The 26,823-nt window shown below is 53.8% G+C and carries 25 protein-coding genes; 8 read left to right on the top strand and 17 right to left on the bottom strand.

Going from position 1 to position 26,823, the window contains the following annotated elements; genetic code table 11:
• Positions 1-4 precede the first annotated feature (4 nt).
• The 3 genes from NYE48_RS08910 to NYE48_RS08900 all read right to left on the bottom strand — a co-directional run bounded on the left by NYE48_RS08910 (position 5) and on the right by NYE48_RS08900 (position 2,213).
• Complete coding sequence (locus tag NYE48_RS08910; RefSeq protein ID WP_340998138.1) at positions 5-1,081, bottom strand: AI-2E family transporter; 1,077 nt, start codon at positions 1,079-1,081, stop codon at positions 5-7.
• A 76-nt stretch (positions 1,082-1,157) separates the two neighbouring features.
• Positions 1,158-1,826, bottom strand: coding sequence for a phosphatase PAP2 family protein (locus NYE48_RS08905; RefSeq protein ID WP_036711708.1), 669 nt, complete (start codon positions 1,824-1,826; stop codon positions 1,158-1,160).
• 180 nt (positions 1,827-2,006) lie between these two features.
• Complete coding sequence (locus NYE48_RS08900; protein WP_036711707.1) at positions 2,007-2,213, bottom strand: DUF1657 domain-containing protein; 207 nt, start codon at positions 2,211-2,213, stop codon at positions 2,007-2,009.
• A 127-nt stretch (positions 2,214-2,340) separates the two neighbouring features.
• Here NYE48_RS08900 and NYE48_RS08895 point away from each other — a divergent pair, with 127 nt between their 5' ends.
• The 4 genes from NYE48_RS08895 (at position 2,341) to NYE48_RS08880 (ending at position 6,025) form a co-directional block, all read left to right on the top strand.
• Positions 2,341-3,201 carry a DUF421 domain-containing protein gene (locus tag NYE48_RS08895; RefSeq protein WP_340998137.1) on the top strand — a complete coding sequence of 287 codons (861 nt, stop codon included), beginning with the start codon at positions 2,341-2,343 and terminating at the stop codon, positions 3,199-3,201.
• 12 nt (positions 3,202-3,213) lie between these two features.
• Complete coding sequence (gene spoVAC, locus NYE48_RS08890; RefSeq protein ID WP_212950863.1) at positions 3,214-3,696, top strand: stage V sporulation protein AC; 483 nt, start codon at positions 3,214-3,216, stop codon at positions 3,694-3,696.
• 7 nt (positions 3,697-3,703) lie between these two features.
• A complete protein-coding gene (gene spoVAD, locus NYE48_RS08885) occupies positions 3,704-4,714 on the top strand; it encodes a stage V sporulation protein AD (RefSeq protein WP_340998134.1) in 1,011 nt (336 codons plus the stop codon).
• 186 nt (positions 4,715-4,900) lie between these two features.
• On the top strand, positions 4,901-6,025 hold the full coding sequence (locus NYE48_RS08880) for a peptidylprolyl isomerase (RefSeq protein WP_340998133.1): 1,125 nt from the start codon (positions 4,901-4,903) through the stop codon (positions 6,023-6,025).
• Positions 6,026-6,103: 78 nt separating this feature from the next.
• Here the strand turns inward: NYE48_RS08880 and NYE48_RS08875 are convergent, their stop codons facing one another.
• The 5 genes from NYE48_RS08875 to rhaD all read right to left on the bottom strand — a co-directional run bounded on the left by NYE48_RS08875 (position 6,104) and on the right by rhaD (position 12,538).
• Positions 6,104-6,799 carry a response regulator transcription factor gene (locus NYE48_RS08875; RefSeq protein WP_340998132.1) on the bottom strand — a complete coding sequence of 232 codons (696 nt, stop codon included), beginning with the start codon at positions 6,797-6,799 and terminating at the stop codon, positions 6,104-6,106.
• A complete protein-coding gene (locus NYE48_RS08870; protein ID WP_340998130.1) occupies positions 6,771-8,219 on the bottom strand; it encodes a sensor histidine kinase in 1,449 nt (482 codons plus the stop codon). The genes NYE48_RS08875 and NYE48_RS08870 overlap by 29 nt, the downstream gene beginning before the upstream one ends.
• A gap of 153 nt (positions 8,220-8,372) precedes the next feature.
• Positions 8,373-9,797: an NAD-dependent succinate-semialdehyde dehydrogenase gene (locus tag NYE48_RS08865; protein ID WP_340998128.1), complete on the bottom strand. Its 1,425-nt coding sequence runs from the start codon at positions 9,795-9,797 to the stop codon at positions 8,373-8,375.
• Positions 9,798-10,122: 325 nt separating this feature from the next.
• Positions 10,123-11,382, bottom strand: a complete 1,260-nt coding sequence (locus tag NYE48_RS08860; protein ID WP_340998126.1) for an MFS transporter — start codon at positions 11,380-11,382, stop codon at positions 10,123-10,125.
• Positions 11,383-11,689: 307 nt separating this feature from the next.
• Positions 11,690-12,538, bottom strand: coding sequence for a rhamnulose-1-phosphate aldolase (gene rhaD / locus NYE48_RS08855; RefSeq protein WP_340998124.1), 849 nt, complete (start codon positions 12,536-12,538; stop codon positions 11,690-11,692).
• A gap of 334 nt (positions 12,539-12,872) precedes the next feature.
• On the opposite strand from rhaD, the gene NYE48_RS08850 reads away from it, so the two are divergent.
• The 4 genes from NYE48_RS08850 to NYE48_RS08835 all read left to right on the top strand — a co-directional run bounded on the left by NYE48_RS08850 (position 12,873) and on the right by NYE48_RS08835 (position 16,453).
• A complete protein-coding gene (locus tag NYE48_RS08850; RefSeq protein ID WP_340998122.1) occupies positions 12,873-13,700 on the top strand; it encodes a hypothetical protein in 828 nt (275 codons plus the stop codon).
• Between the two features lie 144 nt (positions 13,701-13,844).
• Positions 13,845-14,621 carry an ABC transporter permease gene (locus tag NYE48_RS08845; RefSeq protein WP_036711680.1) on the top strand — a complete coding sequence of 259 codons (777 nt, stop codon included), beginning with the start codon at positions 13,845-13,847 and terminating at the stop codon, positions 14,619-14,621.
• Positions 14,618-15,418, top strand: coding sequence for an ABC-2 family transporter protein (locus tag NYE48_RS08840; protein WP_036711678.1), 801 nt, complete (start codon positions 14,618-14,620; stop codon positions 15,416-15,418). Before NYE48_RS08845 ends, NYE48_RS08840 begins: the two co-directional genes overlap by 4 nt.
• Positions 15,419-15,445: 27 nt before the next feature.
• A complete protein-coding gene (locus tag NYE48_RS08835; protein ID WP_341000618.1) occupies positions 15,446-16,453 on the top strand; it encodes an ABC transporter ATP-binding protein in 1,008 nt (335 codons plus the stop codon).
• Positions 16,454-16,543: 90 nt separating this feature from the next.
• Here the strand turns inward: NYE48_RS08835 and NYE48_RS08830 are convergent, their stop codons facing one another.
• The 9 genes from NYE48_RS08830 to NYE48_RS08790 form a co-directional block, all read right to left on the bottom strand.
• The gene (locus NYE48_RS08830) at positions 16,544-18,349 is read right to left on the bottom strand and encodes an ABC transporter ATP-binding protein (RefSeq protein WP_340998119.1); all 1,806 of its coding nucleotides are present in this window, start codon (positions 18,347-18,349) and stop codon (positions 16,544-16,546) included.
• A gap of 36 nt (positions 18,350-18,385) precedes the next feature.
• Entirely contained in the window at positions 18,386-18,865 is a 480-nt protein-coding gene (locus NYE48_RS08825; protein WP_340998117.1) for a lasso peptide biosynthesis B2 protein, read from the bottom strand.
• A complete protein-coding gene (locus NYE48_RS08820; RefSeq protein WP_036711668.1) occupies positions 18,862-19,158 on the bottom strand; it encodes a lasso peptide biosynthesis PqqD family chaperone in 297 nt (98 codons plus the stop codon). Before NYE48_RS08820 ends, NYE48_RS08825 begins: the two co-directional genes overlap by 4 nt.
• 104 nt (positions 19,159-19,262) lie before the next feature.
• Positions 19,263-20,432, bottom strand: a complete 1,170-nt coding sequence (locus tag NYE48_RS08815) for a nucleotidyltransferase domain-containing protein (RefSeq protein ID WP_340998116.1) — start codon at positions 20,430-20,432, stop codon at positions 19,263-19,265.
• A gap of 39 nt (positions 20,433-20,471) precedes the next feature.
• The gene (locus NYE48_RS08810) at positions 20,472-21,803 is read right to left on the bottom strand and encodes a UDP-glucose dehydrogenase family protein (protein WP_340998114.1); all 1,332 of its coding nucleotides are present in this window, start codon (positions 21,801-21,803) and stop codon (positions 20,472-20,474) included.
• A gap of 59 nt (positions 21,804-21,862) precedes the next feature.
• Positions 21,863-23,239 carry a sugar phosphate nucleotidyltransferase gene (locus NYE48_RS08805; protein ID WP_341000617.1) on the bottom strand — a complete coding sequence of 459 codons (1,377 nt, stop codon included), beginning with the start codon at positions 23,237-23,239 and terminating at the stop codon, positions 21,863-21,865.
• Positions 23,240-23,241: 2 nt separating this feature from the next.
• Complete coding sequence (locus NYE48_RS08800; RefSeq protein ID WP_036711658.1) at positions 23,242-24,381, bottom strand: glycosyltransferase; 1,140 nt, start codon at positions 24,379-24,381, stop codon at positions 23,242-23,244.
• Positions 24,378-25,577: a glycosyltransferase family 4 protein gene (locus NYE48_RS08795; protein WP_340998112.1), complete on the bottom strand. Its 1,200-nt coding sequence runs from the start codon at positions 25,575-25,577 to the stop codon at positions 24,378-24,380. The genes NYE48_RS08800 and NYE48_RS08795 overlap by 4 nt, the downstream gene beginning before the upstream one ends.
• The gene (locus NYE48_RS08790; RefSeq protein ID WP_341000616.1) at positions 25,574-26,743 is read right to left on the bottom strand and encodes a glycosyltransferase family 4 protein; all 1,170 of its coding nucleotides are present in this window, start codon (positions 26,741-26,743) and stop codon (positions 25,574-25,576) included. Before NYE48_RS08790 ends, NYE48_RS08795 begins: the two co-directional genes overlap by 4 nt.
• Positions 26,744-26,823 lie beyond the last annotated feature (80 nt).

Here is a 26,823-nt window from a genome sequence, read left to right as displayed (position 1 = left end):
TTTGCTATCCCCTTTTGTTCGCGTCCGTCTTCTGCCGGGTTTTTCGCGGTTCCCTGAGGTGGTTGTTGACCGGCACATCCAGCAGATCCAGCAGGAACATGAACACCGGCACGCCGAGGATCAGCCCCCACACCCCGAAGAAATGCTCGGAAACGATCAGCACCGCAAACGTGTAAAAAATCGGAAGATGCGTCTTGTCGGACATGAACTTCGGGTTCATGACGTAAGCTTCGAACGCGTGCAGAACGGCCACCATCAGCAAGACGTAAATGACCTTCGGGAGCCCTCCGATGCTGAAGGCGATGGCGCAGAGCGGAATAAGCGAAACGATCACGCCCATGACCGGAATGAGTCCGAGCAGGAAGATCATAATCCCGAGCGCAAACAAATTCGAAAAGCCCATGATCCATAAGAACAACGTCGAAAAGACCGCGTTGATGACCGATATCAAAAATTGGACCTCGATCACTTTGCCGAACGAATCCGTGAATTTTTTTCCGAAGTAGGCCAGCTCGTCGTATACATAGGATAATTTGCTTGTTCTGAATTTTCCCGTGAAACTTGTCACTTTCTCCTTTTCCAGCATGAAAAACAAGCTCATGATGATGGCAAGCGCCAAATTCAAGCTGAACTTTCCGACGTTGGAGATGGTGCTGGATACGATGTCAAACCCCTGTTTGATGTAGGCCGCAACATCGATTTTGTGGATATAATCCAAAATATAATTCATGACTTCATTGTTCGTCAGCACCAACGGATTGCTGTAAAAATAAATGACCTGGTTGATCAGGCCGTTGAGCTCCGCGATCAGCTTGGGCGCATACATGTAAGCCCCGATCGACAATGCGGCCACAAACAGCACGTAGATCAGGATGAGCGCGATTTTTTTGCTGATCCCCATCCGGTTCGTGTAACGCCGGGTCACGGAAGAATGCACCCGGTTCACGAGGTATGTAAGAATGAAGGTGATCAGGATCAGGTTCATCATGCTTCTGAACAGGTACATGAACAGGATGAGCAGGATGAGCACCACGCCTCTTTTTACGGCAGGAAGCTGCAGCACTTCTTTCATCGACGTCATTGCTTTGCAATCATTCTCCTTTTATCTTTAAAGTTTCTCTCCATGTTTGGCTTGCAAAGTTCTCTATGCTTCCATATTACGCGAGGCCCGGCTTTCCATGCAAGTTTCCTGAATGCCTCCAATATTTTTCGAACAACAGAATCGAAACCATCAGCCATGCGGCGCTCGCCAAATATCCTCCAAGCACGTCGCTCGGGTAATGAACCCCCAAATAGATCCGGCTGATGCCGATCAGGAGCGTTAACGCAACCCCGGCCGCGATCATGGCGATTCTTCCAGCAAGAAAAGGGATGTGCCTCCACACCAAAAAAGCAAACGCGCCGTACAGCGAAAAGGCTCCCATCGAATGGCCGCTCGGAAAACTGTAGCCCGTAATCTCGATTAACCGGTGCGTATTGGGCCTGTCCCGCTGAATGGCATACTTCAGAAGCAGGTTCCATAGCTCGGAACCGCCTACCGCCGTCAAAAACATCAGCAGCTCGCGCCGGTGCTTCAGGACGACCATCAGGAAAAAGAATGCCAAGACGGAAAGGATGACCGCCATCAGCGAGGACCCTAAAAAGGTAAACCATTTCATGACGCGCGTCAGTCCGTCGTTCTCCAACCCCTGCACGGCCGAGATGACGGCATCGTCGAACCATGCGATGTGACCGGTCTCAATCAAAACGGCCACGATCAAAAACAATACGGCAAAAATAAACGCGGCGGTAATCAACTTTCGCAGCCGTTCGCGCCTTAATGTCATATTTCGAATTTCCTCCCGTCTTTTGGATCAGGCTTCTTGCAGCCCTTCATTATTATCCACAAACCATATGCTTTTGTCACGCGTAAGCGTCCCTAAAATGCAACGAAGCAGCGGCCGTCGGCCGCTGCTTCGTTTCGGGGTCGAGTCCGGTATGTAACAAGACCCTTCGGATGGAAAGGATTAGAATCCTTTGTATTGCGGTTCTTCGTTTTCAAGCTGCTGAACTCTGCTCTCCACCTGCTGCACGATTTGCTGGGTTTGCTGCGCGGCAGCGGTGAACAGGTTTTTGGCCTCTTGGTTTTGCGTGCTGAGCGCAAACGTCTCGAGGCTTGCTTGGGCGCTCTTCAGAGAAGCGAGAGTCGTTTTAACCTGGGAAGCTACTGTCATCTCGGTCACACCTCCTTCGAATGCAAAAGTACGAATCATAATCTAACCTGCATGGATTGAAAAAATTCATAAAATGAAGGAACGATGCAAATAATTTGGTTATTCAGACTGAAATGGGGGTTATGTTATGCCTGAATGGGTCGAGATCATTGTCCGCACCCTGGCATCGATCATCGTATTGTTTGGTTTAACCAAGCTGCTTGGCAAGAGGCAGATTTCCCAGCTCTCCTTCTTCGAATACATTACGGGGATTACGATCGGGGATCTGGCGGCGGCAATCTCGCTTAACGTCAAGGAAGCCTGGTATTTGGGAGTCATCTCATTGACCGTATGGGTGCTCGTATCGTTAGGCATCGAATTTTTGCAGCTCAAGAGCAAAAAGGCTCGGGACTTCATCGACAGCAAAAGCACCGTCCTGATCAAAGACGGCAAGATCATGGAGGACAATCTCAAAAAAGAGCGGCTGTCCAATGAGGAGCTGATGCAGCTGCTCCGGACCAAAAATGCCTTCAAAGCGGCAGAAGTCGAGTTTGCTCTCATGGAGCCCAACGGCGAAATCAACGTTCTCCTCAAAAAGGAAAACCAGCCGCTTACGCCGACGCATCTGGGCATTAAAGTCGGGCCCGAATCCGAGCCGCAAACGGTCATTCTCGACGGCAAGGTGATGGACGAACCCCTGGCGACGCGGGGGCTCAACCGGAGCTGGCTTCATACGGAGCTTGAAAAACTCGGGGTTTCGCTCGACAACGTGTTTATCGGACAAGTGGATGCCTACGGCCAGCTGTACGTCGATTTGTTCGACGATCAGGTCAAAGTTCCCCAGCCGCAGCAAAAAGCATCGCTGTACGCGAATCTGAAAAAATGCCAGGCGGATCTTGAAATGTTCGGATTGTCCACGGACCGGGCGGAGGCCAAAACGCTGTATGAGCAATGCTCAAACCAGCTTGAACAGGTCATTTCCGACGTCAAGCCGTTATTAACGCGTTAGGAGGACAAAATAATGGTCAGCAAAAAGAAAAAAAAGCTCACCCCTGTCATGCAGGAATATCAAGCCCTGGCCAAAAAACGCGAGCCGAGCAAATTTGCTTTCATTAAATTATGCAGAGCTTTCCTGGTTGGCGGCCTCATCTGCCTTTTGGGACAAATCATCCAGCAGCTGTTCGTTCATTTCGGCGGTTTCAGCATCAAGGAAGCCGGCAGCCCGACCACCGGCGTGCTGGTTCTGATCTCGGTCATTCTGACAAGCCTCGGGGTATACGATAAAATCGCCCAATGGGCCGGGGCGGGCACGGCCGTGCCGGTGACCGGCTTTGCCAACGCGATGGCCTCGGCCGCCATCGAATACCGCCGGGACGGAATCGTGCTCGGCATGGGCGGAAGCATTTTCAAGGTCGCCGGACCCGTGATCGTGTTCGGCACGGTAGCGGCATTTGCCGTCGGCATCGCCCACATCATCTTTGATCCCAACATCGTAGGAGGTTGAACCGAACATGCTGAAAGGCCATCAAAGCTGGATTTTTGACAATAAACCTTCCATCCTTTCCGCCGCGACGTCCGTCGGGCCCTTTGAAGGACAAGGCCCGCTCGCCGAGGACTTCGATATCGTCCACAGCGAGCTGTACCTCGGTCAGGACAGCTGGGAGAAAGCCGAAAAGGCCTTCCTTGAGGAAGCGGCCAAAATGGCGATCCAGCATGCCGGATTGACCGAAGGGCAAATCCAGTTCCATTTCGGCGGCGACCTGATGAACCAGATCATTTCGAGCAGCTTTGCCGCCCGAACGCTGGCGATTCCGTATTTCGGGCTGTTCGGCGCCTGCTCCACGTCGATGGAAAGCCTGGCGCTCGCCGCTTACGTCGTCAACTCCGGCGGGGCGAAACATACGCTTGCCGCCACCTGCAGCCATAACGCAAGCGTCGAAAAGCAGTTCAGGTATCCGACCGAATACGGGTCGCAAAAACCGCCGACGGCCCAATTTACCGTTACCGGGGCCGGCGCCGCCGTGCTAGGGCGGGAAGGGAACGGGCCGTACGTCACGTCGGCTACGATCGGACGCGTCGTCGACATGGGCATGACGGATCCGTTTAACATGGGAGCCGCCATGGCGCCTGCCGCGGTCGACACGATCGAAGCCCATTTCCGCGATCTTCAGATCGAACCCGGTTATTACGACCTTATTGTGACCGGGGACCTGTCAAAGGTCGGATATGAAATCGCCTGCGATTTGTTCAAAAAACATAACATCCCGATGGAGCAAACGACGTACTCGGACTGCGGCATGATGATCTACGACTACAAGACCCAAAACGTGCAAGCCGGGGCGAGCGGCTGCGCCTGCTCGGCGGTCGTCACTTACGGCCATTTGCTGAACCGGATGCGCCGCGGCGAACTGAACCGGATTTTGGTCGTCGCTACCGGGGCCCTTCTGTCCCCGCTGTCTTATCAGCAGAACGAATCGATCCCGTGCATCGCCCACGCGGTGTCCATCGAACGGGAAAAATAAATCGGATGGCAAACATGGCTGTTTTTGCTGCTTATGGCGGAACACGGCCATGTTTTTTGCCGTTTCTTAAAACCTCATTAAAATTTTTTGTTCACAATTTATTTCTTCTTAAGGATAAATGCTCCCGAATCTGGTAAAGTGATACGCATAAGTGTTATTGTTATATCAAAGGAGGAGTTAGATTTAATGTCGGAAAAAGAAAAAGACACATTGAATGAAGAAAACCTCACACCTGAAGAGCAATCGGGGGTAAACCAAGGGCAGGACGCGCTGTCATCGGACAAGCCTGCCGCGGAAAAGCCGGTTCCGGCAAAGACAGACAAGGACGCTCCGGCCTCCGCCCATGCAGCCAAAACGCCTAAAGCGGGTTCCGTACCGCCGACGCCGGCTCCTGCCTCGGGCAACAAATTGTGGATGGTCGTTTCCTTGGTGCTGGCGATCGTGCTGGTCGTCGTGCTGATCAAACCACCGTTCGCCAAAGGCGGCAGCAGCGAAGCGGTCGCAACGGTCAACGGCGAAAAAATTACGAAAGACAAGCTTTACGGCGCATTGGTCAAAGTCGGCGGCACGCAAACGCTGGACAACCTGATCTCGGAAACGCTTCTGAACCAGGAGCTTTCCAAAAAAGGCCTCAAGGTTGCTCAAGCCGATATCGATAAAGAAAAAAAGTTCATCAAAAAACAATACGGCGACGAAGAAACGTTCCAATCGGCGTTGATGCAAAGCGGCATGTCCGAAGAAGACTTCAACGATCAAATGGAAATGCAGGCCAAGCTGCGCAAGCTGCTGGAGCCGGAAGTCAAAGTCACCGACGAAGACGTGAAAAAATATTTCGAAGAAAACAAAGCTTCCTACGACACGCCTGAAGAAGTCAAAGCATCCCATATCCTCGTAGCCACCAAGGAAGAAGCCGAAGACATCCTGAAGCAGCTGAAAAACGGCGCGGATTTCGCGAAGCTGGCCAAGGAAAAATCGACGGATCCGGGCTCCAAGGATCAAGGCGGCGATCTCGGGTACTTCCCTCGCGGCAAAATGGCCAAGGAGTTCGAAGATACGGCGTTTAAGCTGAAGGACGGCGAACTGAGCGGCGTCGTCAAGACCGATTTCGGGTACCATATCATCAAGAGAACAGGTTATAAAGCAGCCCATGCGGCAACGCTCGACGAGAAAAAAGCGGACATCAAAGAGCAGCTGATCTTCCAGCAGCTCATGCAAAAAGCTCCGACTTGGCTCGCCGACATCAAGGCAAAAGCGAAAATTACGAACACTCTGGAAAAAGCGGAAGCTTCCAGCAAAGAAGAAAGCAAATAATCGGTACATCAAAAAGGATACGCCAGGCGGCGTATCCTTTTTTGCGTTCAGGATAAGCATTTCGGGATTTTGGCGACGTCAGCCTCTATGCCACCGGTATCCGACTCCCCAGACCGTCTGGATCGGCGTATAGGAAAGTCCGGCGCGTTGCATCTTTTCGCGGATGTTTTTGACATGGGTGTCCACAACCCGGTAATCCCCTGCATAATCGTTGCCCCAGATGTTTTCGATCAGCATGTCCCGCGAGTAGACGCGATGTTCGTTTTCCGCCAGCAGCAGCAAAATGTCGAATTCCTTTTGCGTCAAATCCAGCGGCGTATGCTCAACGAGCACCTCCCGGCCTTCCGGATAGATGGTCAACCCCGGCATGTCCAGCTTTCGGACATGACCGGCCTGAAGCCTGGCTTGCCTCGATCTGCGGATCAAGGCGCGAAGCCGTTCCGTCAGTTCTTCCGGCTGAAACGGCTTCGGCAAATAATCGTCCGCGCCGATTTTCAGCCCCTTCACGATGTCCTTCGTATCGGAACGCGCGCTCAGCATCAGCACCGGCGCCATGGAAAATCCCAGCAGCTCCTCGCATACCTGCCACCCGTCCATGTCGGGCATCATGACGTCCAGCACGACGGCATCGAATGCGCCGGCCCGCAGCAGGTCCAGCGCTTCGCTCCCGCTTGCCGCTTCCCTGACGCCGAACCCCGCCTGCTCCAAATAAATGCGCAGGAGATTGCGCATGTTCCATTCGTCATCAACGATCAAAACCCGGTCTTTTCCCATTTCCGTTTCCTTTCCCTTCAGCGGCGTCTCCGGCCGGAAACGTGAGGATGAACGAGGTTCCCGTTCCAGGCGTGCTGCGAACCTCGACCGTTCCTCCCTGAAGCTCCGCCAGTTTTTTCACGATGGAAAGGCCGAGGCCGCTCCCGCCGTGCTGCCGGGAACGCGACTTTTCGACCCTGTAAAAACGCTCGAAAATGTAGGGCAGCTCCTCCGCGGGAATGCCGGGTCCGGTATCGCTGACTTCGATCCTGATCCGGTTCCCCTCGCTTGCGGCGCGCAACACAATCTCGCCTTTCGTCGTAAAGGAGACGGCATTATCCAGCAGATTGATCAATATTTGCTCCATGCGGTTGCCGTCGGCCCAGACATATTGCTCCTTCCGGGGATGGCGGACATGAATGCCGATGCCCTTGCTTTCCGCCCGAAGCTTTACCTTCAGCGCGCTTTTGTCCAACAAGCCGTTGACCTCCACCCATTCGGGACAAAGATCGATCCGGCCTTCCTCCATTTTCGCCAGATCGAACAGCTCGCGGATCAGGACCATCAGGCGGCGCGCTTCTTGGGCGATGATGTCGAGCGTTTTTCTCTGTTCCTCTTCGCCATGAACGAGTCCCTTCGAAAGCACGTCGGCATACCCCTCAAGGTACGTAATCGGGGTCCGCAGCTCATGGGAGATGTTCGCAAAAAACTCGTTTCTCGTATCCCTGTACCGCTGGAGTTCTCCGGCCAAATCGTTGATGGCCCCGATCAGCGACCCGATCTCGTCTTTCCTCGTGACCGGCAGCCGGGTTTCAAGTTCTCCCCTGGCAATCCGCCGCGCCGCCCTTTCGATCTGCAGCAGGGGACGCGACAGCTTCCTGGACAGCATGAACACAAGGCCCAGCGTGACGAGGAACGCGCCCGCTCCCGTCAGGGCGATCATCGTCCGGATCGAGCGGATCGAATGCTTCATCGCCTCCAGCGAGCTGATGACGTACACGCCTCCGATGAACCTGCCGTTTTCGTCCGTCATCGGTTTGCCGTGCAGCAGCAGCCATTTGCCGTCCGCGGAAAATTCCGTTTCCACCTGACGGGAAGCCAGCAAATTCGGGCGGTCCCAAATCCCGTCCGGGTATTGCCTCTGCCGAATCAACTCGGCATCCCGCTTGGAAAACGTGCCGTCCGCCCGCAGCAAAAAAATGTCCACGTTCGAAAATTCGGCCATCGTGCCGATCAGATCGTTGGCGGCATACGATTGCTTTTGCAGCATGTGCACGACGTGAGCCGCAAGCTCTTCCGCTTCGTGATGGCTTTGTTTCGTCGTGAACTTGGTAAACAATCCGCCCATCACGACGCCCAACAGCAGCAGCACGGCGACGAACATGCCAAGCATGACGGCGCCAAGCTTGACGTCGATCCGGTTCCATCTTTTCATTGCCATCGTTCGCTCCCTCTAGGCATTCCCCCGGCTGCACCCGCGAGCCGTTCGCGGAGTTTCGGCAGCCGGATTTTATCGCGAGTCCAGAGTCCAGTATAGGCCATAAATGTGTAGAATCCATGAAGCCGCCCGTTTTTCGAAAAAACATGCTGCCGGTTATAGTCCCAAAGAAATATATTTGATCTCCAAATATTCCTCGATGCCGAAATGGCCGCCCTCGCGTCCCAGCCCGCTCTGCTTGAAGCCCCCGAACGGGGCTTGCGCCGTGGACGGAAGCGGGTCGTTGACCCCGACGATGCCGTATTCCAGCGCTTCCGCGGCATACAGCGCTTCTTTGATGTTTCCCGTGAATACGTATGCCGCAAGCCCGTACGGACTGCGGTTGGCGCGTTCGACCGCCTCCTCCAGCGTGCGGAAGGTCGTAATCGGCGCGAGCGGGCCGAACGTCTCCTCGTTCATGCATTCCATCTCGTCGGTGGCGTTCATCACGACCGTGGGGTTCATGAAATAACCCTTGGCGCCCTCCGGCGCGTCCCCGCCCGTCAGAATCGTCCCGCCTTTGGCTTTGGCGTCTTCGATCTGGCGCTTCACCTTTTCGACGGCTTTGGCATTGATCAGCGGGCCGATGTCCACGCCTTCCTCCATGCCGTTTCCGACCTTAAGCCGGGATGCGCGCTGTGCCGCCCTTTTCGCGAATTCGTCGGCGATCGATTCCTCCGCGTAAACCCGGTTCGTGCATACGCAGGTTTGTCCGCCGTTGCGGAATTTGGAGGCGATCAGCCCCTCGACCGCTTGATCCAGATCGGCCTGCGCCGTCACGATAAACGGTGCGTGGCCGCCCAGCTCGAGCGATATTTTTTTGACCGTGCCGGCCGCGCCGCGCATCAGCATTTTCCCGATCGCCGTCGATCCCGTGAACGAAATTTTGCGGACCCGTTCGTCCTGTTGCCATGCTTCGGCGATCGGAGCCGCATCCCCGGTCACGACATTGAATACGCCCGCGGGAATGCCCGCCCGTTCGGCCAACTGGGCCAGCCTCAAGGCCGTAAACGGCGTTTCCTCCGACGGTTTGAGCACGACCGTGCATCCGGCGGCCAGCGCCGGAGCGACCTTGCGCGTGATCATCGACGCCGGGAAATTCCACGGGGTAATTGCCGCGATGACGCCTACCGGCTGCTTGTGCACCCATATTCTTTTGTTCGGGGAAGAAGCCGGGATCGTCTGCCCGTATACCCGTTTGCCTTCTTCGGCGTACCAGGAAACGAAGCTGTTCGCGTACCCGATTTCTCCGGCCGCTTCCTTGAGCGGCTTGCCCTGCTCCGCCGTCATGATTTGGGCCAGCTCCTGCGTGTGCGCTTCGATCAGCGCATGCCATTTCATCAGCAATCCGGCCCGTTCGTTCGCCGTCAAGGCGGACCAGGAGGACAGCGCCGCATAAGCCGCGTCCGCCGCTTGGCGCGCCGCGTCCGCGCCGCCTCTCGGAATCGAGCCGATCACTTCGAGCGTCGCCGGGTTCCGAACCTCCAGCTCCTCCCGGCAGCTTATCCACTCGCCATTAATATACATGTTCTGGATATACATCCGTAAGTCTCCCCTTTCCTGCGAAGGCTGATATGGATCGAAAAATGCTTCTGCCGCACCCGGAACTTAAAACGTCTATCGATGCATTTCAAAGAAGACCGGCTGCTTTTAACAGAGTTGTTTGAGATGCAAGGTCCGCCGTGCTTCGAAACTTGCGCTTTTTCCATCAGGATTTTGCAAAACCCTCATACCTATAAATATACCCTTTTTATAGGCCGTGCCGTCAATGTCGGCAGGAGCACATGGCATGAAATGCCAAAAAGCCACCCGTTCCTGCCGGAAAGGATGGCTTCTTGTCCCCGCGAACGAAATCGGCGGATGACGGTTAGCTTCTGCCCAATATTTTTCTCCCGAAGGTGAATATCACGGCAAGCATCGACAGCCCCACGATCAGCTGCATGCCGTACACCCGCGTCCAATCCGGCCAATGCCGGATCGCCTCGGAGGCGTTGCCGCCGAGTAGAGGGCCGAAAAAGGCGGCCACTCCCGTAATCGCCGCGTACATCGCCATGTACATCGGACGTTCGCTTTTCGGCGTGCCGCCGATCATGAAATTGAAGGCCAGCTGGTTAAAGCCCCCGACCCCGATGCCAAAGACGATATGGGCGGCAAACAGGACCGGCAGCATCGGCAGCGCGGACAACAACCCCCACATCAAACACGAAAGGGCGATGACCGGCAGCGTCCAAAAGAGGAGGCGCCTGTTGCTGTAGCGGGTGTTCAGGCTGCCCCAAACGTAAAAGCTTCCCATCATGAACACGGTCTGGGCCACGTTAAGCAGCGACAGCGTTTGATGGTTGACATGGAGCAGCTGGAGCATGACGAAGGAATACAGCGGCACGACCAGGTTTTGCAAAAACAGAAAGCTTCCCAAAAAAAGGGTCGCCTTCATGAACGCGCCGTCCTTCAGCGGCTTTTTCAGCATCGGAACGAAGCGGCGCTCCGAAGAATGCTCGAAAGGCATATCGGGATAAAAGAAAAACATCGCAATGTTGGCGGCGATGCAAATCCAGACGACCACGTACAGGATGAGGTAGCCCGTGCCTCCGGGTTCATGGTCCAGAAGCATCCCCCCGCCGTACATGACCAGCGTCCCCAAAGCGTTCAGCATCGTGTTGCGGATCCCGAAATACCTCCCGCGGACACGGGCGGGAACGATATCGCTGATCAGCGAGTTCCACAAAATCCCCCCGACGGTGTTAAACGTAAAAGCAAGCGTATACAAAATGATAAAGGCGGTGACCCATAGCGGTTTGGGAAACAAAAACGGGATCAGTCCCGTGCTGCCCCACAAAATCCGGTGTATGGCCACGAACAGGACAAGCGTCCATTTACGGCTGTGCAGCCGCTGGATCAAAAATGCGGCGAACAGCTGGGCAATATTGACGAACGTCGTAATCGCCAGCACGAAGCCCAGCTGACTGGAGTCGGCTCCGAGATACAGCAGATATCCCGTCAGGAATTGTCCCCCGAGCAGCGTCTGGAACATCACCGCGGGCACGCCTTCCATCGTGGCAATCCTCAGGTTTTTGCGCTGAATCGATTTTTTGCGCGCGTACTGCCGTCTCGTTCTTAATGAAATCATGATGTACTCTCCTTCGGAGCTCCCGTATGTTGGTTCCGGATTTCAAATATGGGGCGGATGCCTTCTTTTTCTTGTCTTTGATCATCATTCTACTCGCAAAGGGTCACGAGTCAATATGGGCAAACGGCCTTATGATCACAAAAATATTTGTGGAAATTCACGTGGAAATCCCTTGCCGAAAGCGATATATTGTAAGGTCGCGGCTCATGAACGAAAGCTCCCTCGCGAACATCGCAAACAAAGCTCCCCGGACTTGAGCAGCCTTGTTCTGACGGCGCATCATGGGTTGCATCGGTTCAAAACCGTTCTATGCCCCGAGAATTCCGGCCGCTGGAATCACGCCGAACTTCGCGGCCAGCTCGGACAGCTCCCGGTCGGTTATCGACTGTTTGATTCCGTGGGCTGCCGTCAGCATGTACACCTGCGCCGCCTTTTCCACCGTTTCGATCAACCCGAAGGCTTCATCCATCGTTGATCCGCTGCCGAAAATGCCGTGATGCGGCCACACCACCGCTTTTGTCTTTTTCATTTTATCTGCGGTTTTCCGCCCGATATCCGCTCCTCCCGGAACCATCCACGGCAATACGCCCACTCCTTCCGGGAACACGACGATGCATTCGGTGCACATTTGCCAAAGCGTTTTTGTGAATTTTTTCTCATCCAAGTCGTGAACAAAGGTCATCGCAATGACATGCGTGGCATGGGAATGCATGACGACCCGGTGTCCGGGGTCCGCCCGCAAACGTTCGATATGGCTCATAAAATGCGCGGCCAGTTCGCTTGTCGGCGAAGCATTCCCTTCGAATCCCCACAATACTTCGGCGCGTTCCCCGTCTGCCGTTACGCGGATGATGCCGAGGCTCCCCGCCGGATCGGAAACGATGTTCCTGAAATATTTGCCGGAGCCGGTCACGAGGAATATTTTGCCTGCAAGCTCGGGAACCGGAAACGATAAAGCGATCGTCCGCCCGACTTCGCCAAGGCGGAGGTAAGAGGCAACCTCTTCTTCTTCCAATATGCGGCTGATATTCCCGCCGTTCCGTTCGTCCCAACCGAGCGTCCACATATGGTAAGCCATCTCTGCCATTTCGCGGACCGCAGGGATCGCGGTATTTGAAACATGATGCCGGTCCGATGCAATGATTGTCGTGCTCACGGTAAGCCTCTCCTTTGATCTGATCTGTATTTTTCACCTTCATCGTACTCCCGGGAATCCACCAAGTCAACATAAACAAAAATATAAATGTTGTTTTGTTTTTGTTTGTGTACTTTTTTAGTCTGAGCAGAAAAAACTTTGCGCACGTATGTTTTGTTGTTGACATATTTAGGAATCTGTTTTATAGTAATATCGATTTTATTCGATGATCGGCTTACGTGAAGCACTCGTAAGGAAAGGCTCCCTGCCTTTTTTTGCGGGTGCTTTTTGCGTCTTTTGGCCTCTTTTAGTCCCTTTGCCGCTCATCCCATTTTTATCGCAAAGGAGAATGTCCATGAATCCCGTCAAAAAAATCGCCGCTGTTTTTCTGTCCCTGTTGATCGCCTTGTCTTTATACGACTCCCGGATGGCCGAAGCGGCGGCCTCCATGCAGTGGTCCCCAACCCAGCAGCAGGCGGTGGACCGCACCACGGCCTCGGACGGCGTCCTTCGCAGCCAGCTTTCTTCGCTGTACCGCACGTTTACCGATGTGCAGGAACAGCTGCGCCAAAGCGACCTTAACATCAACGCCCAGCATTACAAAAACGAAGAAACCAAGTCCGGCCTGACCAAGCAGGTCAAAATGATCGACGCGGACAAAATCGCCAAACTGGAAGCCGCGGCCAAACAAGCAAAGGACAAATACAAACCTTTGTTTTCGATGTACACCTCGATCAACCAGCAGGTCAAAACCGCAAACAAGCTCAAAAACAAGCAGCTGTCCTCCGCGCTGAAAGCCCAGGCCGACACGATGAAAGTCGCGGTCCAAATCGCCAAAGCGGACATCAAAAACAAGGAGCAGGCGCTCAGCGCGGCCAAAACGAAACGAACCGCCGCACAGAAGAAAATCCGCGGCATCATGGCGCAGGCCGACCCGCTCCGCATCCGGATCAAAGCCGAAAAAAGCACGGCCAGCAGCCTGAACAAAAACGTAAGCCCGCTGTGGAGAAACGTAACCCAAGCCGTTAAAGGCGGGAACGGCAAACAAGTGTATAACGCGCTGAACACCCTTGTCTCCCAGCTCCGCCAAATCCAGGAACGGAAGCAGAGGATTCTATCGCTGGAAAATCAAATCGGCGGCATCCTGCAAAACGCAAAAACGCAGCTCGCCTCCGTGTCATAACCGCCTTCCAAAGCAATGGAACATCTTTCGAAAATGGTGATTGCGCCGTCCACCAGATTTTGGTATGATGGAGTCCTTCTCACTCGTTACGCCTTGACTGAAGTTGACGGTTTTCGTCGCCACAAAACTTATCGGAGGTGTTCAATGCTCTATTTCACTTTGGCTTCAAAAGCGTACGCCCGCAATTTGCACTACCGCGGGGCGCACATGCTGCACAATGTCGCAAGCGCTCTCTTCGGCTATCTGTACGCCTGCATCTGGATCGGGATCGGACAGGACCACCCGCTTGGCGAATACGGCGTGCACGGCATGGTCGGCTACATTGCTTTTAATCAGGCATCGCTGTGGGTGTCCGGCTTCGTGAGCAACGGGCTCGGCATACCGCAAGCGGTCAGGACAGGCCAAATCTCCCTCGATTTAATGCGGCCTGTCCATTTGTTTGTCATGTGCATGTGCAGGGAATGGGGACAGATCGCGTATCAGTTCGTCTATAAATCCGTCCCGATCTATCTGCTGTATATGCTCGCGTTCAAGCTGTCCCTGCCTACCCGGCCGGACACGCTCCTGTTTGCGGCCGTCGCCCTTGCGGCTGCGGGTTATATGTCGATCTGCATCAACTACATGATCGGGGCGACGTCGCTGTGGACCACCGAATCAAGCTGGTTGTACTGGGTCAACCATGCGCTCATCAATTTGCTCGCCGGGTTTCTGATTCCGGTCGAATGGCTGCCGTCTTGGCTGCAGACGGTCGGCTGGTTGTCGCCTTATCCGTATCTGTTGTACGTTCCGACGCGCATCTACATGGGTTATGAACAACCGGGTATCCTGCTCGGTTCAGTTGCTTGGTGCATGCTCCTCACGCTGCTTTGTCTGCTCGTCACCGCTGCGGTCAGGCGGAAAGTCGAGGTGCAGGGAGGATGACGATGAAGCATTGGTTCGACCTTTATGCCGTGTTAATCCGTTCGAGCATCCAAAGCCGGATGCAGTACAGGATGAACTTCGTGCTCGGCACCCTCCTCGCCTCCCTCATCCAAATCGCGGAATTTCTGATGATCGCCATCATTTTGAACAAATTCGGGGCCGTCAAGGGATGGTCGCTCCATGAAGTCGGTTACCTGTTTGCCGTCATGACGTTGTCCAAAACGCTGTATCGCACCTTTGCCAGCGACGTGCACCACCTGGAAAGGTATTTGACGACCGGCGAGCTTGACCAGCTGCTGACCCGGCCGATGCCGGTCCTGCTTGCTTTGATGAGCCAAAACGTCCGGCTGATGCCCGCCGAATTGCTCCAAGGAAGCGCCGTGTTGTATTGGTCGCTGCACGGGTTGATGTCAGCGGGGCAGATCACATGGACGGCCGTGCCGTATACCCTGCTTGCGATCATCACCGGTGCCGTGATCCTGTTCGCGATCGGTCTGGCGACCGCCGCGGTCGGTTTTTGGATGACGCGGATCAACGAGCTGCAGACGCTGACGGAAGACGCTTCGCAAACGGCGGCCCGTTACCCGCTGGTGTTGTACCCGCCGTGGCTCCGCTCCTTCCTGCTTGTCGCCATTCCCGTCGGTTTTGTCAATTATGTCCCCTCCCTGTTCATTTTGCGGGGAGAATACGGCCCTTGGCTTATTTTGGCCGTCGCGCTGCTTGCCGCCTGCGTACTGGGACTTGCGCTTACATTTTGGAAATTCGGGCTTTCGCGTTATCAAAGCACGGGAAGCTAAGGAAAAGGAGTTCTGATCATGGGAGCAATGATTGAAGTATGCGGGCTTCATAAGCAGTTCCGGACGCCGGTCGTCAAGGAAGGCCGTTTCGCCGGCATCCGCACGTTGTTTACGAGGGAATACCGCCTCAAGGAAGCGGTGAAGGATATCAGCTTTACGATCCAAAAAGGGGACTTCGTCGGTTACATCGGCCCGAACGGAGCCGGCAAATCGACGACGATCAAAATGTTGACGGGCATTCTTCACCCCTCTGCGGGCGAAGTCAAAATCAACGGGGTCGATCCCCATAAGCACAGGCGCCGGGTGGCCCAAAAGCTCGGCGTCGTGTTCGGGCAGCGCAGCCAGCTGTGGTGGGATTTGCCCGTCAAGGATTCCTACGACATTTTGGCCCATATGTATAGGGTCGCCCCTGCCGAAAAAGAGCGGCGCCTGGCCGAGCTCGGCGAACTGCTGGACCTGAAGGAGTTTTGGGAGACGCCGGTCCGCAAGCTGTCGCTCGGGCAGCGGATGCGCGCCGATATCGCCGCCTCGCTGCTGCACGATCCGGACGTTTTGTTCCTGGACGAGCCGACGATCGGCCTCGACGTAACCGCCAAACGGAGCATCCGCGAATTTTTGAAAACGCTGAACGGTGAATTCGGAAAAACGATTCTGTTGACGACCCACGACATGGACGACATCGAACAGCTCTGCCGGCGGGTCATGGTCATTAATCACGGGGAACTCAGCTACGAGGGAACCATCGAGCATTTGCGGGACAAAATCGGGCTCCCGACCGTCATCCGGATCGTCTTCCGCGGCTCCTACCGTCTGCCGGCGCAGGAAGGCGCGAGGATGCCGCTGCAACTCCGCCTGGACGGCGCGGAGGGCGAATTCCGAATCATCGAAGCGAGCGGCAGCGAGGTGCTGATCGAAGCGAACCGGCAGCAGGCCAAGGCGATGGACATTTTGCGGATGGTCGGCGGCTGGGGAGAAATTGCGGACATTCATATGGAGGAACCCGATTTCGAGGATATCATCCACCGGGTGTATTAACGATTTTTACGGGGAGAAGCAGGATGCGCGGACGTACAACGTCCGCAGCCTCCTGCTTTTGTTTTTTTTCACAGGTATGATAAACGGATTCTACATCTGGGATCCGGCCTGATAGTTAAGCAAGAGCTTAAAGGCGCCTTTGTTCTCTTGCGACAGCTGCGTGTATCCGCCTTGTTGAATGACCCGGCCGCGATCCATGACGATCACGTGGTCGGCATTGCGAATGGTGGAAAGACGGTGGGCGATGACGATAATGGTCACGCTCCCTTTCAATTCTTCCAGAGCCTGCTGAATTAATCGTTCGTTTTCGCTGTCCAGCGCGCTTGTCGCCTCATCCAGGACGAGGATCGCGGGGCGCTTCAAGATCGCCCTTGCCAATACGATTCGCTGCCGTTCCCCTCCCGATAACCGGATGCCCCTGTCGCCGATGACCGTATCCAGTCCTTGGGGAAGTTGGCGCACAAATTCGTCGGAGGCGGCGAATTTCAAAGCGCTCCACAGCTGTTCATCGCTGGCCTCCGGATCGACCAGCTTCAGATTGTACCGGATGCTCTCATTGAACAGAAAAGGATCCTGCGGTACATAACCGATGGCGCTGCGCAAAGACAGAAGCTTCCGCTCGTCCCGAAGGGATACGCCGTCGATAAGCACCTGTCCTGATTCAGGCTGGATCAAACCCATGAGCATATCGATAAGCGTGCTTTTGCCAGAACCGGATTTGCCTACGATGGCCGTCATGCGGTTCGCGGGAATATGTACGTTAACGTTGCGCAAAGCGTACTGGGAAGCATGGGGATCGTAGCGGTAATCCACGTCCAAACACTCGATCCCGTCCACAAACCGGAAATCCTCCGGCTCATCTTCGAACGCCGTTTTGCTAAGCTCCTGGTCGGCCTCGTATTCCTTTTGCAGTTGACGCATCGTGTGGAAAGCCGGAAGACAAGAAACGAGCTGCTCCATGTTCGATTGCATGCCGATAAATCTCGGCCACAGCCTGGAGAAAATCAGCACGACCACTACCAATTGTTGCGCCGGGGTATGCATCATTTCGAGCGCCAGATAAACGAAGCCGGCAATGAGTACGACAGAGGAGACGCGGTAGATGAATTGCGACAACGAATTCACCCGGCCAAACTGGATAAAATTCCGTTCCATATGTTCGGTCAGTTTGTTGAACCAGTGGATGTGGGACTGCTCGAGCCTGTTGCTTTTGATCTCCTTGATACCGTTAAAATGCTCGCTGATGCCTGAAAAATAATATTTGGAGAGCTCCGTTGTCTGTTCCCCGATCCGTTTGGATTTCTTGATGAATTTACGTGAAAACAAGGCCAGCAGACCGCCGCTGATCAGTACGGCTATGGTTAAAACAGGGGCGAGCCACAGGGCAATGGCGATTTGAAGAAGGGTGAATAAAAAAGAAGAAACCGCCTGCAGGAATAAAGATGTGCCTAAGTTTACCCGGCCCAGCTCATTGGACATGACATGGTTGAATTCGGATTTCCGTTTCCGGAGATAAAACTCCCATTTGGCTTGCAGCAGGCCACGGTACGTTTCCATGCGGAGCGTACGGATAAAGCTTTGCAATATCCTTGAGTTCAGCAAGGCTTGGCTCCGTTGAAGCCATGCCTGCCCCCCTACGATCACGATGTATAAAGCAAGTATGATCGGCAAATTCAAATCAAGCGACCATGACTCGATGATGTTAATCATAGCGGACAGGAGCGGTATGCTTGACGTATCTATGGGAAATACCCCGATGATGCTCAGAAGGGGCACGATCAAATAGATGCCGAAGCCGTCCAGCAAACTGATGAGCAACACCATGGACATGTTCAGGTATAGTTTAAAGCCCGCGAAATGATGCATTTTGCGAACATAATAAAACAGCTCTTTCATTATGCAAAGCTCCTTATGCGGATTCCGGGCGGCGCTTCACTTCACGTCCCTGTAACCTTCAGCGCCCATCCCTTTCCCGAATATTCCTACGACCGTGCATTTTTCATGGCCTTCTTTCCCGGTTACGATGTACGAACCGCTTCGCAGCCATGCATGGGCGACCATCTGTCCTTCGTTGTTTCTGGCGCTTCCCAAGTAGAGCGTGCTTGGAATCCCTCTTCTCTCCAACATCTTCATCGCGGCAATCGCCTTGACGAGACATTGGCTTTCCCACCATGTGAGCCTGCTCATGGCATGGACTGCTCTGGACACCGTTCGCAGCAGCTGCAGTTCCTGGTCCGTACTATGGGTATGGGGGGTCTCTTTCATTTTCTCCCCCAAGGTCGGGGCCACTTTGTGGAAGGGGAGCAGCTTAAGAATCCTCCCCCACGCCAGGTAAACGTAAGCTTCGGCATACATCCCCTTGACTTGCACGGGATCATTCATAAAACGATGCACTTTTTGATAGAAGCTCATCGCTTAAAGCACACCTGTATCAGTTTCTCCGCCGCAAGCTGCCTCAGAAAAGCAAATACTTGCTGCTCACAGGCCTCCCGCCCGATTTCAAACTCTTCCACTAATTGATCCACGATCCCGGAAATGGTTACGGGGGAAGCAATGAGCTCCCAGATCCGGCTTCCGGTCTGCCCCAAATTATAATATTTTCCGTTTTCGATGCTCAGCATCACCTTTTCGCCATCCATTTCACTGACCAAAAAACCTTCGGATTGTTTGACCAACACATCTGATGAAATCACGTCGACGCCCATAAAGCGAGCCTCCTCTAATTGAATTTTGCGCACTGTATTTGGATGATACATTTTGTATCATTATAGCAAAAACAGGTTGTTTTGTATACAACCGCCAGACGGTATTATACGGACTGTTGCCTGAACCGCCTCCAGAACCATAGCAACGGCCGAAGGGGGTAATATAGAAAATAAAGCGGCTCAGGCAGCGGCAGCAATAATGCATCCCGCGAACTGGGGAGCGTTTTGTTAAGGAGATAGGCGATCTTTTGTCGGGTTGACATTAACGAAAAAAGGTAACGGTAATAATGCCAGGCAACGCTTTTTTCGGGTACGGGGTTTAATTGGACGATCCGCGAAACGTAAAAAAGGGCTTGGTCGGCAAGCCGGCGCGCCTTCGCATCCCTTGCCAGCTCCTCCAGTTCACCGGGAATCTCCGCCGACAGCAACTGGGACGATAAAATCAGCGCCTGCCCAACGTGATGTTTGCCGCCATGCTGTTTCAGAACGTCCCTGAGCCGGGTTCCGCTGATTTGAGGCAGCAAACGTTCGATATCCATTAACCACCGCAACCGGAACCAGCCGTGCCTTGCCCCATGGTCCGTCAGGTAGTGAAGCTGATCTTCGTTTCCCAGGCAGTGGAAGGTTTGGTTCGCCAGGGCTACGGCGCGCTTGCGCTCCCATAGTTTTTCGAACGAGTACGATTTGCTGAAGTGAGGATTCAATCTCCAGTGCACTTCCACTTGCGTCCGGTGCTCCTTGTGTTCGTACGAAAGATGATGGGACTTTTTTTTCCAATTGCCCAAGGCACGGTAATCCATCAGTTCATAACCTAGCTGCAGCAGTACGTCCTCCGCCCGTTCCACTTCATCCGGCGACACGAGAATATCCAGGTCTTTGGATGTCCGATGGGCCAAATCTCCGTACAGCTGGAAGGCGAGCGCCGGCCCCTTCAACAAAAGCGTCCGTACCCCTGCTTCGTCCAAACGTTCGTAGACGCGGCTCATTTCCCTGCTGAGATGGAGCATTTTGACGGTATTGCTTTGGTACTGGCGATGCAAGGATTCCATGACGCCCGGAGGAACCGAGGCGGCATACGCTTCTTTTAATTTGATATATGCCAGGGGATATACCCGATGGTGCATCGCAAGCTTCATGAACCGATCCCAGTCCAGCACCGCTCCAAGCTCCCGAATCAGATGCTGATCCGGGGATGTTCTCCCCAACAAGCTCAATAAAAAAATCAATTCTTCCGGCAAACCGCTGAGGTCCAACTCCATGGCTTCTGCTCTCAAAGATTCCTCCCCCGCTATCTTCAATCGAATAGGTTCCATTTATAAGACCGGCGCCTGTTCCTTCGCGCCCCGATTCATGCCGGGCCGGCCCACGGAATAATAAACAAGATTCGTATTAGCCACTTGCCCTTCGTCATAAATGTTTCTGCCATCAATCAAATACGGCAGCTTCAGCCAGCCTTCGATATCCGTTAACGGAATCTGCTGAAATTCCTGCCATTCCGTCAAAATGCAAAGCGCATCCGATTGCCAAGCCGCTTCCTTCGCGTTGTCGCAGTAGATCACGGTGTTCGAACCGTAAATTTCCCTGAAATTGTCCCCGGCGATTGGATCATACGCTTTCACCTGTGCTCCGCGCCGCTCAAGCGCGGCGATGATTTCCAATGCCGGGGACTCGCGGACGTCATCCGTATCGGGTTTAAACGCAAGTCCCCAGACTCCGATCGTCGTACCCGCAAATCCGTCCAGCAAGGACTCCAGCTTGCGAACGACGTTCAGGCGCTGATCCCGGTTCACTTCGATCACGGACTTCAGAAGCTTGAAATCATAATCCATTTGGCCCGCGATCTGGACAAGGGCCTGGGTGTCTTTCGGGAAACAAGAACCGCCGTAACCGATGCCCGCTTTTAAAAAAGAAGAGCCTATGCGCTTGTCGTAGCCCATTCCGGAGGCTACTTTCGTCACATCGGCTCCGACCTTTTCGCATATATTCGCGATTTCGTTGATAAAAGAAATTTTGGTTGCAAGAAACGCATTCGAGGCATATTTAATCATTTCCGCGCTGCGGATATCGGTTACGATGATATCGGGCGTCAAGCTTTTATGCAGTTCGACGAGCCGCTCCCTCGCTTTTGGGCTGTCCGTGCCAATCACGATACGATCCGGATGCAGCGTATCTTGGATCGCGGTTCCCTCGCGCAGAAACTCGGGAACGGATGCAACGTCAAAAGGTTTTTCCGTATGGTTCGCGATGATGTTGGCGATTTTTTCGTTCGTGCCCACCGGAACGGTGCTTTTGGTGACGATGATTTTATAACCGTTCATGGCGTTTCCGATCTCCCGGGCCGCTTCCTCGACATACCCCAAATTGGCCTGCCCGTTCGGCAGGGACGGCGTTCCCACCGCGATAATGACGATATCCGACCATTTCACGGAAGCGTTCAGGTCCGTCGTGAAACGAAGCCTGCCCGCTTCTTTATTGGAAGCTATCATGGACTGGAGTCCAGGTTCGTAGATCGGCACTTCGCCGCCGTTCAAGCGTTCGATTTTTGCCGCAATCTTATCGACGCAAACCACCTCGTTCCCAAGCTCGGAGAAACATACGCCCGAAACCAATCCAACGTAACCTGTTCCTATGACCGCAATTTTCATTTTCGCTTCATTCCTTCTATAATAGAATTCGCTGTTTCGCCGTTTCGTAATTTCCGCTGTCAGCTCAACACATTGACTTCGATTTCCTCCCATTTCATCGCCAGTCTCACGACGTCCTCCTCGACCAATTCGCTGCCGGTCTGCACCTCTATCATTTCAATGTCCGTAATGGCGCGCAGGCTGTGTTTCGCACCCGCAGGGACGACGATGACGTCCCCTTTTCCAATGCTCCGCACATTGCCGTCCAGCACCATTTCCCCGACGCCGGACACGACGGTCCACACCTCGCTGCGATGCAAATGATATTGATAACTCAAATTTTTCCCTTGCAGTATGCATATCCGCTTCGTCAATACTTCATTCCCGTTGGGATACTTGATATAGTCCAGCACCCGGTAGCGGCCCCAGCGGCGCTCCTCATACATGGGACGCTGCTCGCCGAACTTCATCACGTCTTTGATGCGCATACTGGCGTTTTTTTCGGATACGAGAATGCCGTCGGGACTTGCCGCCACGATTAAGTTGGGAGCTCCAATGACCGTGATCGGAATGTCCAGCTCGTTAATGACATGCGTACGGGTCGAATCTTCGGTCAACGTTCCTTTCCCGATCAAAGGCGTACGGACCTCTTCCGTCAGCGCGTCCCAGGTGCCGAGGTCCTTCCAGATCCCGCGGTAAGGCATGGCGACAATATTTGTTGCCTGCTCCACGACGGCATAATCAAAGCTGATTTTATCCATCCGGCTGTACTGGTTTAACAATTCGTCATATTGAATGGGAAGGGAACGCTGGATCAGATGTTCGATCATGTATTCCAACCGGAAAGCAAATACGCCGCAATTCCATAGGGCCGATTGTTCCATCAAGCGAAGGGCCGCCGGTCCGTCGGGTTTTTCGACGAAATGGCTGACCCGGAAGAACTCCATTCCATGCGCTTCGGTTATGGACGATTGAGGCACGATATAACCGAATTTAGATGATGGATGGTCCGGCGAAACGCCCATCAAGCCCAGCTCGGCCTTCGTATGTACCATTAACGACTCCAGTTCTTTCACTTTATCGAAGAACAGGTCCTCCACAAAAAGATCCACCGGGAGGACGATCACGACATCGCTGAGTGCGGCGCCTTTGACGGAGTATAAATAACCGGCAGCCAAAGCGATTGCCGGAAACGTATCCCTGCGCTCCGGCTCAACAATCAACTCCACCTCGGGTCCAAGCTGGCTCTGGATCAGTTCCACCTGGCTCCTCCCGGTCGCCAAAACGGAACGCTCCCGGAGATTCTTTTGTCCCAGTTGGCCCCAGACGCGCTGCACCATCGACTCCCGCTGGCCCGACGCGCATTCCAAAATTTTCAGAAACTGCTTGGACCGGGTGTCGTTCGATAAAGGCCACAATCGATTTCCGCTTCCGCCGGACAACAAAATGATATGCATCATCAGTAGCTCCTTTTTGCTTCCATAGTCATTTCGCGACTCGTCTTTTCCAGGACAAGCTCCTCAATGCTGGACCGGAGCCGCGCCATAAACACATGCTCGCCGAATTGCTCGGCATGCGCCCGAATATAGGCGGGATCCCAATCATATCGATGGAACCGCTCAATGGCTTCCATCAATGCACCGATCCGCTGTTCCTTAAAAAAGAGTCCCGTTTTTTCCGGCACGACCGTATCCAGGGCACCGCCCCCGCAAAAGGCGATGATCGGTCTGCCGCACGCATTCACCTCAAGCGGCGTAATGCCAAAATCCTCAATACCGGGAAAAATCAGTGCTTTGCAGCGCTGCATATATTGGACGACTTCTTCATCGCTCCGCCTTCCCAGAAACGTGACCGTCGCCCCCGCGATTTTTTCGAGCCTTTGCCGGTCCGGTCCGTCCCCCACGACCAGCAGTCTCTGTCCCAGCAGCGTGCAGGCTTCAACCGCCAGATCGATTTTTTTATAGGACACCAGCCTCGAGACGACAAGAAAGTAATCTTCAGGCGGCTGCTCAGCAATGTTGAATCGGCTGATATCCACCGGAGGAAAAATAACGGGCGAATGGACGCCGTAACATTGGCCGATCCGCTCCTTGACGATCGTTGAATTCGCGATGATCCGGTCCACCTTTTTGGAATTGTGCCGGTCCCAGATCCGCAGCGGGTGCGTAAGCCATTTGGCGATCCGTTTGACGGAAGGGGGGACCTCGACTCCCTCCATATACGACTCAAAATTCCACGCAAATCGCATGGGCGTGTGGCAATAGCAGACATGAACGCTTGCCCTGCCCTTTCGCACCCCTTTTGCATACGCGCTGCTGGAGCTGAGGATCAGGTCGTATCCCTTCACGTTCATGGAGCGGACCGCAAACGGATATAACCAGAAAAACAGCTTGAATTTGGATAACACCCATGGAATCCGCTGCATCCAGGTGACCTTGATGACGGCATCCGCCAATTCCGGAAGCAGCTTATCGCCATCCGCAATCGTCGTATAAATCGGCGCCTGCGGAAACATCTTGTGAAAGACGGCCACGACCCGTTCGGCGCCTCCCATTTGATTCAGGTAGTCATGGACGATTGCAATCTTTAAATCATTCATTCCAACATCTCCCCCGTACGCGGCCGGTCCAAATATTCGTGGTTTGAAGCTGCCAGCAGCTGGTCATAAATAAGCTCGATTTTTCGGGACGTGTGCGCAATGGAAAACTTCTCCTTGACCCTCTCCGGTCCGTTCCGGCGAAGAGCCAGCCGCAAAGTCTCGTTATCAAGGATGTCGCGGATCCGATCTTGAAGCTCCTCGACATTCCCGATTTCGTACATCAACCCGCTCACGCCATCTTGAATAATCTCCGGAACGCCTCCTCCCCGGGTGGCCACCACCGGCGTTCCTTGCGACATCGCTTCGATAATGACGCGGCCAAAGGGTTCATGGTCCGAACATAATAAAAGGAGATCCGCTGCGCAGCAGATCTCCAAAACATCCTCCCTAAACCCGGTGAATATGACCTTGTCTTCCAGGCGCAAGGTTTTAACTTTTTGCTTCAATGTATCGAGATATCGATCGTTCTCTTCCCTGAATTTAGCCTCACCCACGATCCAAAGAACGGCGTTCGGCTTCTCCCGAACAAGAGAGGCAAACGCTTCAATGGCATCTTCCTGCCTTTTCCATGGCGCAATTTGCCCGATGATTGCCAAAACTTGCGCCTCATCCGAAGCGCCCATTTCGGAACGGATTCTCTTCCGATGCGCCAATCTATCCTCCTGATTCATTTCCCTTAACTCGACTCCGTTATGAACGAGATGGCAGCGCTCTTGCAAATACGGCTCGACGATTCCCTTTATGACAGGTCTGGAAATGCCAATCAGCGCCTGAGCCCCGCTTCCCGCGATTTTGCGGATGCATTTTCCGATTAACCCCTGAGGAGGCATATCCCGAACATGCCAGACCACCGGCAGCCGATGGTACCATCTGAACAAACTCGCCATGATCCCCGCCCTGATGGAGTTTGCATGAATGAGGTCCGCCCTGCTTTTTTTCATCGCCCGCGCAAGCCCCCAGCCCGCCCGCAACATTCCCATCGCATACCACCCGAGAACGAACGGGTTTTTGGTCATTCTTGCGCGAAAACTAGGCAGATGGACCGTTTCAAGTCCCTCGCTGCGTGCTTTTTGCAATAGTTCCCCATCAGGCGCGTAAATGATCGGATGGGCTTTCGTTAAGTTTTTTGCAGTCAGCAGCAGGCTGATTTCGGCGCCGCTAATCGTGCTGGTATGGTTGTAAAAAGCTATTTTCATGTTCTGAATACCTTTCTTTTATCAATCTCTTCCGCGAATACTTCGGTAACGGCCTCAGCCACTTTGCTCCATGTATACCGGCTCAGCACATGTTCTCTGCACGTTTCCCGAGAAGGAAGAAATGAATCCTTGTTGAGGACACCGATAATCTTTCTTGCAATGGCTTCGGAGGTTCCGTCCTCAAACATCAGTTCATCCGAGAGGTGCCGCAAAATCTCCTTCGTTCCGCCTATGGGAGTGCCGAGCACCGGCGTCCCGCACGCAAGGGATTCCACGGTGATCAAGCCGAATCCCTCCAAAGCAAGGGTCGGGACCACGCTGATGTCCGCTGCTTGGTAATACTGCACAAGCTTCTCATCCGAAACCCTGCCAAGCAATGCCACATTCTTAATAAGTCCCAGTTCATCTATCAGCGCTTCATATTCTGCCCGCATCGGCCCGTCGCCCCCAATGAACAGCCGGACATCGGGATGGGACTTGACCACCTCGGCCATGGCATGGATCAAACGGTCAATCCCCATTCTTCGGACTAACCTGCGAATACAAAAAAGCATCGCCTGATTAGGGGCAATGCCTAGTTTAGCCCTCAGTCCTTCACGATCAGGATGGGGGCAAAAGCGATGGTGATCGACCGCGCCGGGGATGATATGGATTCTTTTTTCATCGATGCCGTAGTTTTCGGCCAAAATATTGCGGAAATATTCGCTCAGTACGATGAAGCTGTCCGCTCGGCGATAGGTGAGCTGCTCCACCTGTTTTTTCATCCATAACCTTGCTTCCTTTACGACTTTGGTCACCGACTTGCCCGACTGCACCTCGGTTTCCAAAGCCCAGGGACCGTGAAAATGGGAAACGATGGGGACGTGCGGCGGAATGATTCCCCTTGTGACCAGCGTCGTATAAAAAGCAAAATGCGGATTAAAAACATCCGGGCGAAAAGAGCGTATGGCTTGCAGGGTGTGATTTCGAACCGATTTCATCCGCGGAAGGAAATGTTCCGCTTCCAGTTCCTGCGCAACATTTTTGATGTTCAAATCGGTTTCCACTTGGATCCCCCTGGGTGCAACCACAAGTCCGAGCTCCGCATGGCCATGGTTCCTCATCGCATTTGAATAGTCGGCAAAATAACGATTCAATCCTCCATATTGGACGTCGATCCAACCCATTCCAGTCGAAAGCACATTCATTGTATCTCCCTTTTCTTCAGTAGAATTGTCAGGAACTCTCTTTCCAGATGCAGATTGTT

This window comes from Paenibacillus sp. FSL M7-1455 (genome assembly GCF_038004655.1).
Taxonomy (GTDB): domain Bacteria; phylum Bacillota; class Bacilli; order Paenibacillales; family Paenibacillaceae; genus Paenibacillus_AQ; species Paenibacillus_AQ cookii.
The sequence above is the reverse complement of the archived record's forward strand: the minus strand, read 5'-3'. Positions and strand labels throughout refer to the sequence as shown.

Bases quoted from the DNA above. Each gene is read 5' to 3' on its own strand.
- spoVAC (WP_212950863.1), top strand. From the start codon at position 3,214: ATGGTCAGCAAAAAGAAAAAAAAGCTCACCCCTGTCATGCAGGAATAT.
- NYE48_RS08830 (WP_340998119.1), bottom strand. From the start codon at position 18,349: ATGAAAGAGCTGTTTTATTATGTTCGCAAAATGCATCATTTCGCGGGC.
- NYE48_RS08790 (WP_341000616.1), bottom strand. From the start codon at position 26,743: ATGGGTTGGATCGACGTCCAATATGGAGGATTGAATCGTTATTTTGCC.
- NYE48_RS08910 (WP_340998138.1), bottom strand. From the start codon at position 1,081: ATGACGTCGATGAAAGAAGTGCTGCAGCTTCCTGCCGTAAAAAGAGGC.
- NYE48_RS08895 (WP_340998137.1), top strand. From the start codon at position 2,341: ATGCCTGAATGGGTCGAGATCATTGTCCGCACCCTGGCATCGATCATC.
- NYE48_RS08900 (WP_036711707.1), bottom strand. From the start codon at position 2,213: ATGACAGTAGCTTCCCAGGTTAAAACGACTCTCGCTTCTCTGAAGAGC.
- NYE48_RS08905 (WP_036711708.1), bottom strand. From the start codon at position 1,826: ATGACATTAAGGCGCGAACGGCTGCGAAAGTTGATTACCGCCGCGTTT.
- spoVAD (WP_340998134.1), top strand. From the start codon at position 3,704: ATGCTGAAAGGCCATCAAAGCTGGATTTTTGACAATAAACCTTCCATC.
- NYE48_RS08835 (WP_341000618.1), top strand. From the start codon at position 15,446: ATGATTGAAGTATGCGGGCTTCATAAGCAGTTCCGGACGCCGGTCGTC.
- NYE48_RS08840 (WP_036711678.1), top strand. From the start codon at position 14,618: ATGACGATGAAGCATTGGTTCGACCTTTATGCCGTGTTAATCCGTTCG.
- NYE48_RS08870 (WP_340998130.1), bottom strand. From the start codon at position 8,219: ATGGCAATGAAAAGATGGAACCGGATCGACGTCAAGCTTGGCGCCGTC.
- NYE48_RS08865 (WP_340998128.1), bottom strand. From the start codon at position 9,797: ATGTATATCCAGAACATGTATATTAATGGCGAGTGGATAAGCTGCCGG.
- NYE48_RS08795 (WP_340998112.1), bottom strand. From the start codon at position 25,577: ATGAAAATAGCTTTTTACAACCATACCAGCACGATTAGCGGCGCCGAA.
- NYE48_RS08845 (WP_036711680.1), top strand. From the start codon at position 13,845: ATGCTCTATTTCACTTTGGCTTCAAAAGCGTACGCCCGCAATTTGCAC.
- NYE48_RS08850 (WP_340998122.1), top strand. From the start codon at position 12,873: ATGAATCCCGTCAAAAAAATCGCCGCTGTTTTTCTGTCCCTGTTGATC.
- NYE48_RS08825 (WP_340998117.1), bottom strand. From the start codon at position 18,865: ATGAGCTTCTATCAAAAAGTGCATCGTTTTATGAATGATCCCGTGCAA.
- NYE48_RS08800 (WP_036711658.1), bottom strand. From the start codon at position 24,381: ATGAATGATTTAAAGATTGCAATCGTCCATGACTACCTGAATCAAATG.
- NYE48_RS08880 (WP_340998133.1), top strand. From the start codon at position 4,901: ATGTCGGAAAAAGAAAAAGACACATTGAATGAAGAAAACCTCACACCT.
- NYE48_RS08820 (WP_036711668.1), bottom strand. From the start codon at position 19,158: ATGGGCGTCGACGTGATTTCATCAGATGTGTTGGTCAAACAATCCGAA.
- NYE48_RS08860 (WP_340998126.1), bottom strand. From the start codon at position 11,382: ATGATTTCATTAAGAACGAGACGGCAGTACGCGCGCAAAAAATCGATT.
- NYE48_RS08810 (WP_340998114.1), bottom strand. From the start codon at position 21,803: ATGAAAATTGCGGTCATAGGAACAGGTTACGTTGGATTGGTTTCGGGC.
- NYE48_RS08805 (WP_341000617.1), bottom strand. From the start codon at position 23,239: ATGCATATCATTTTGTTGTCCGGCGGAAGCGGAAATCGATTGTGGCCT.
- NYE48_RS08875 (WP_340998132.1), bottom strand. From the start codon at position 6,799: ATGGGAAAAGACCGGGTTTTGATCGTTGATGACGAATGGAACATGCGC.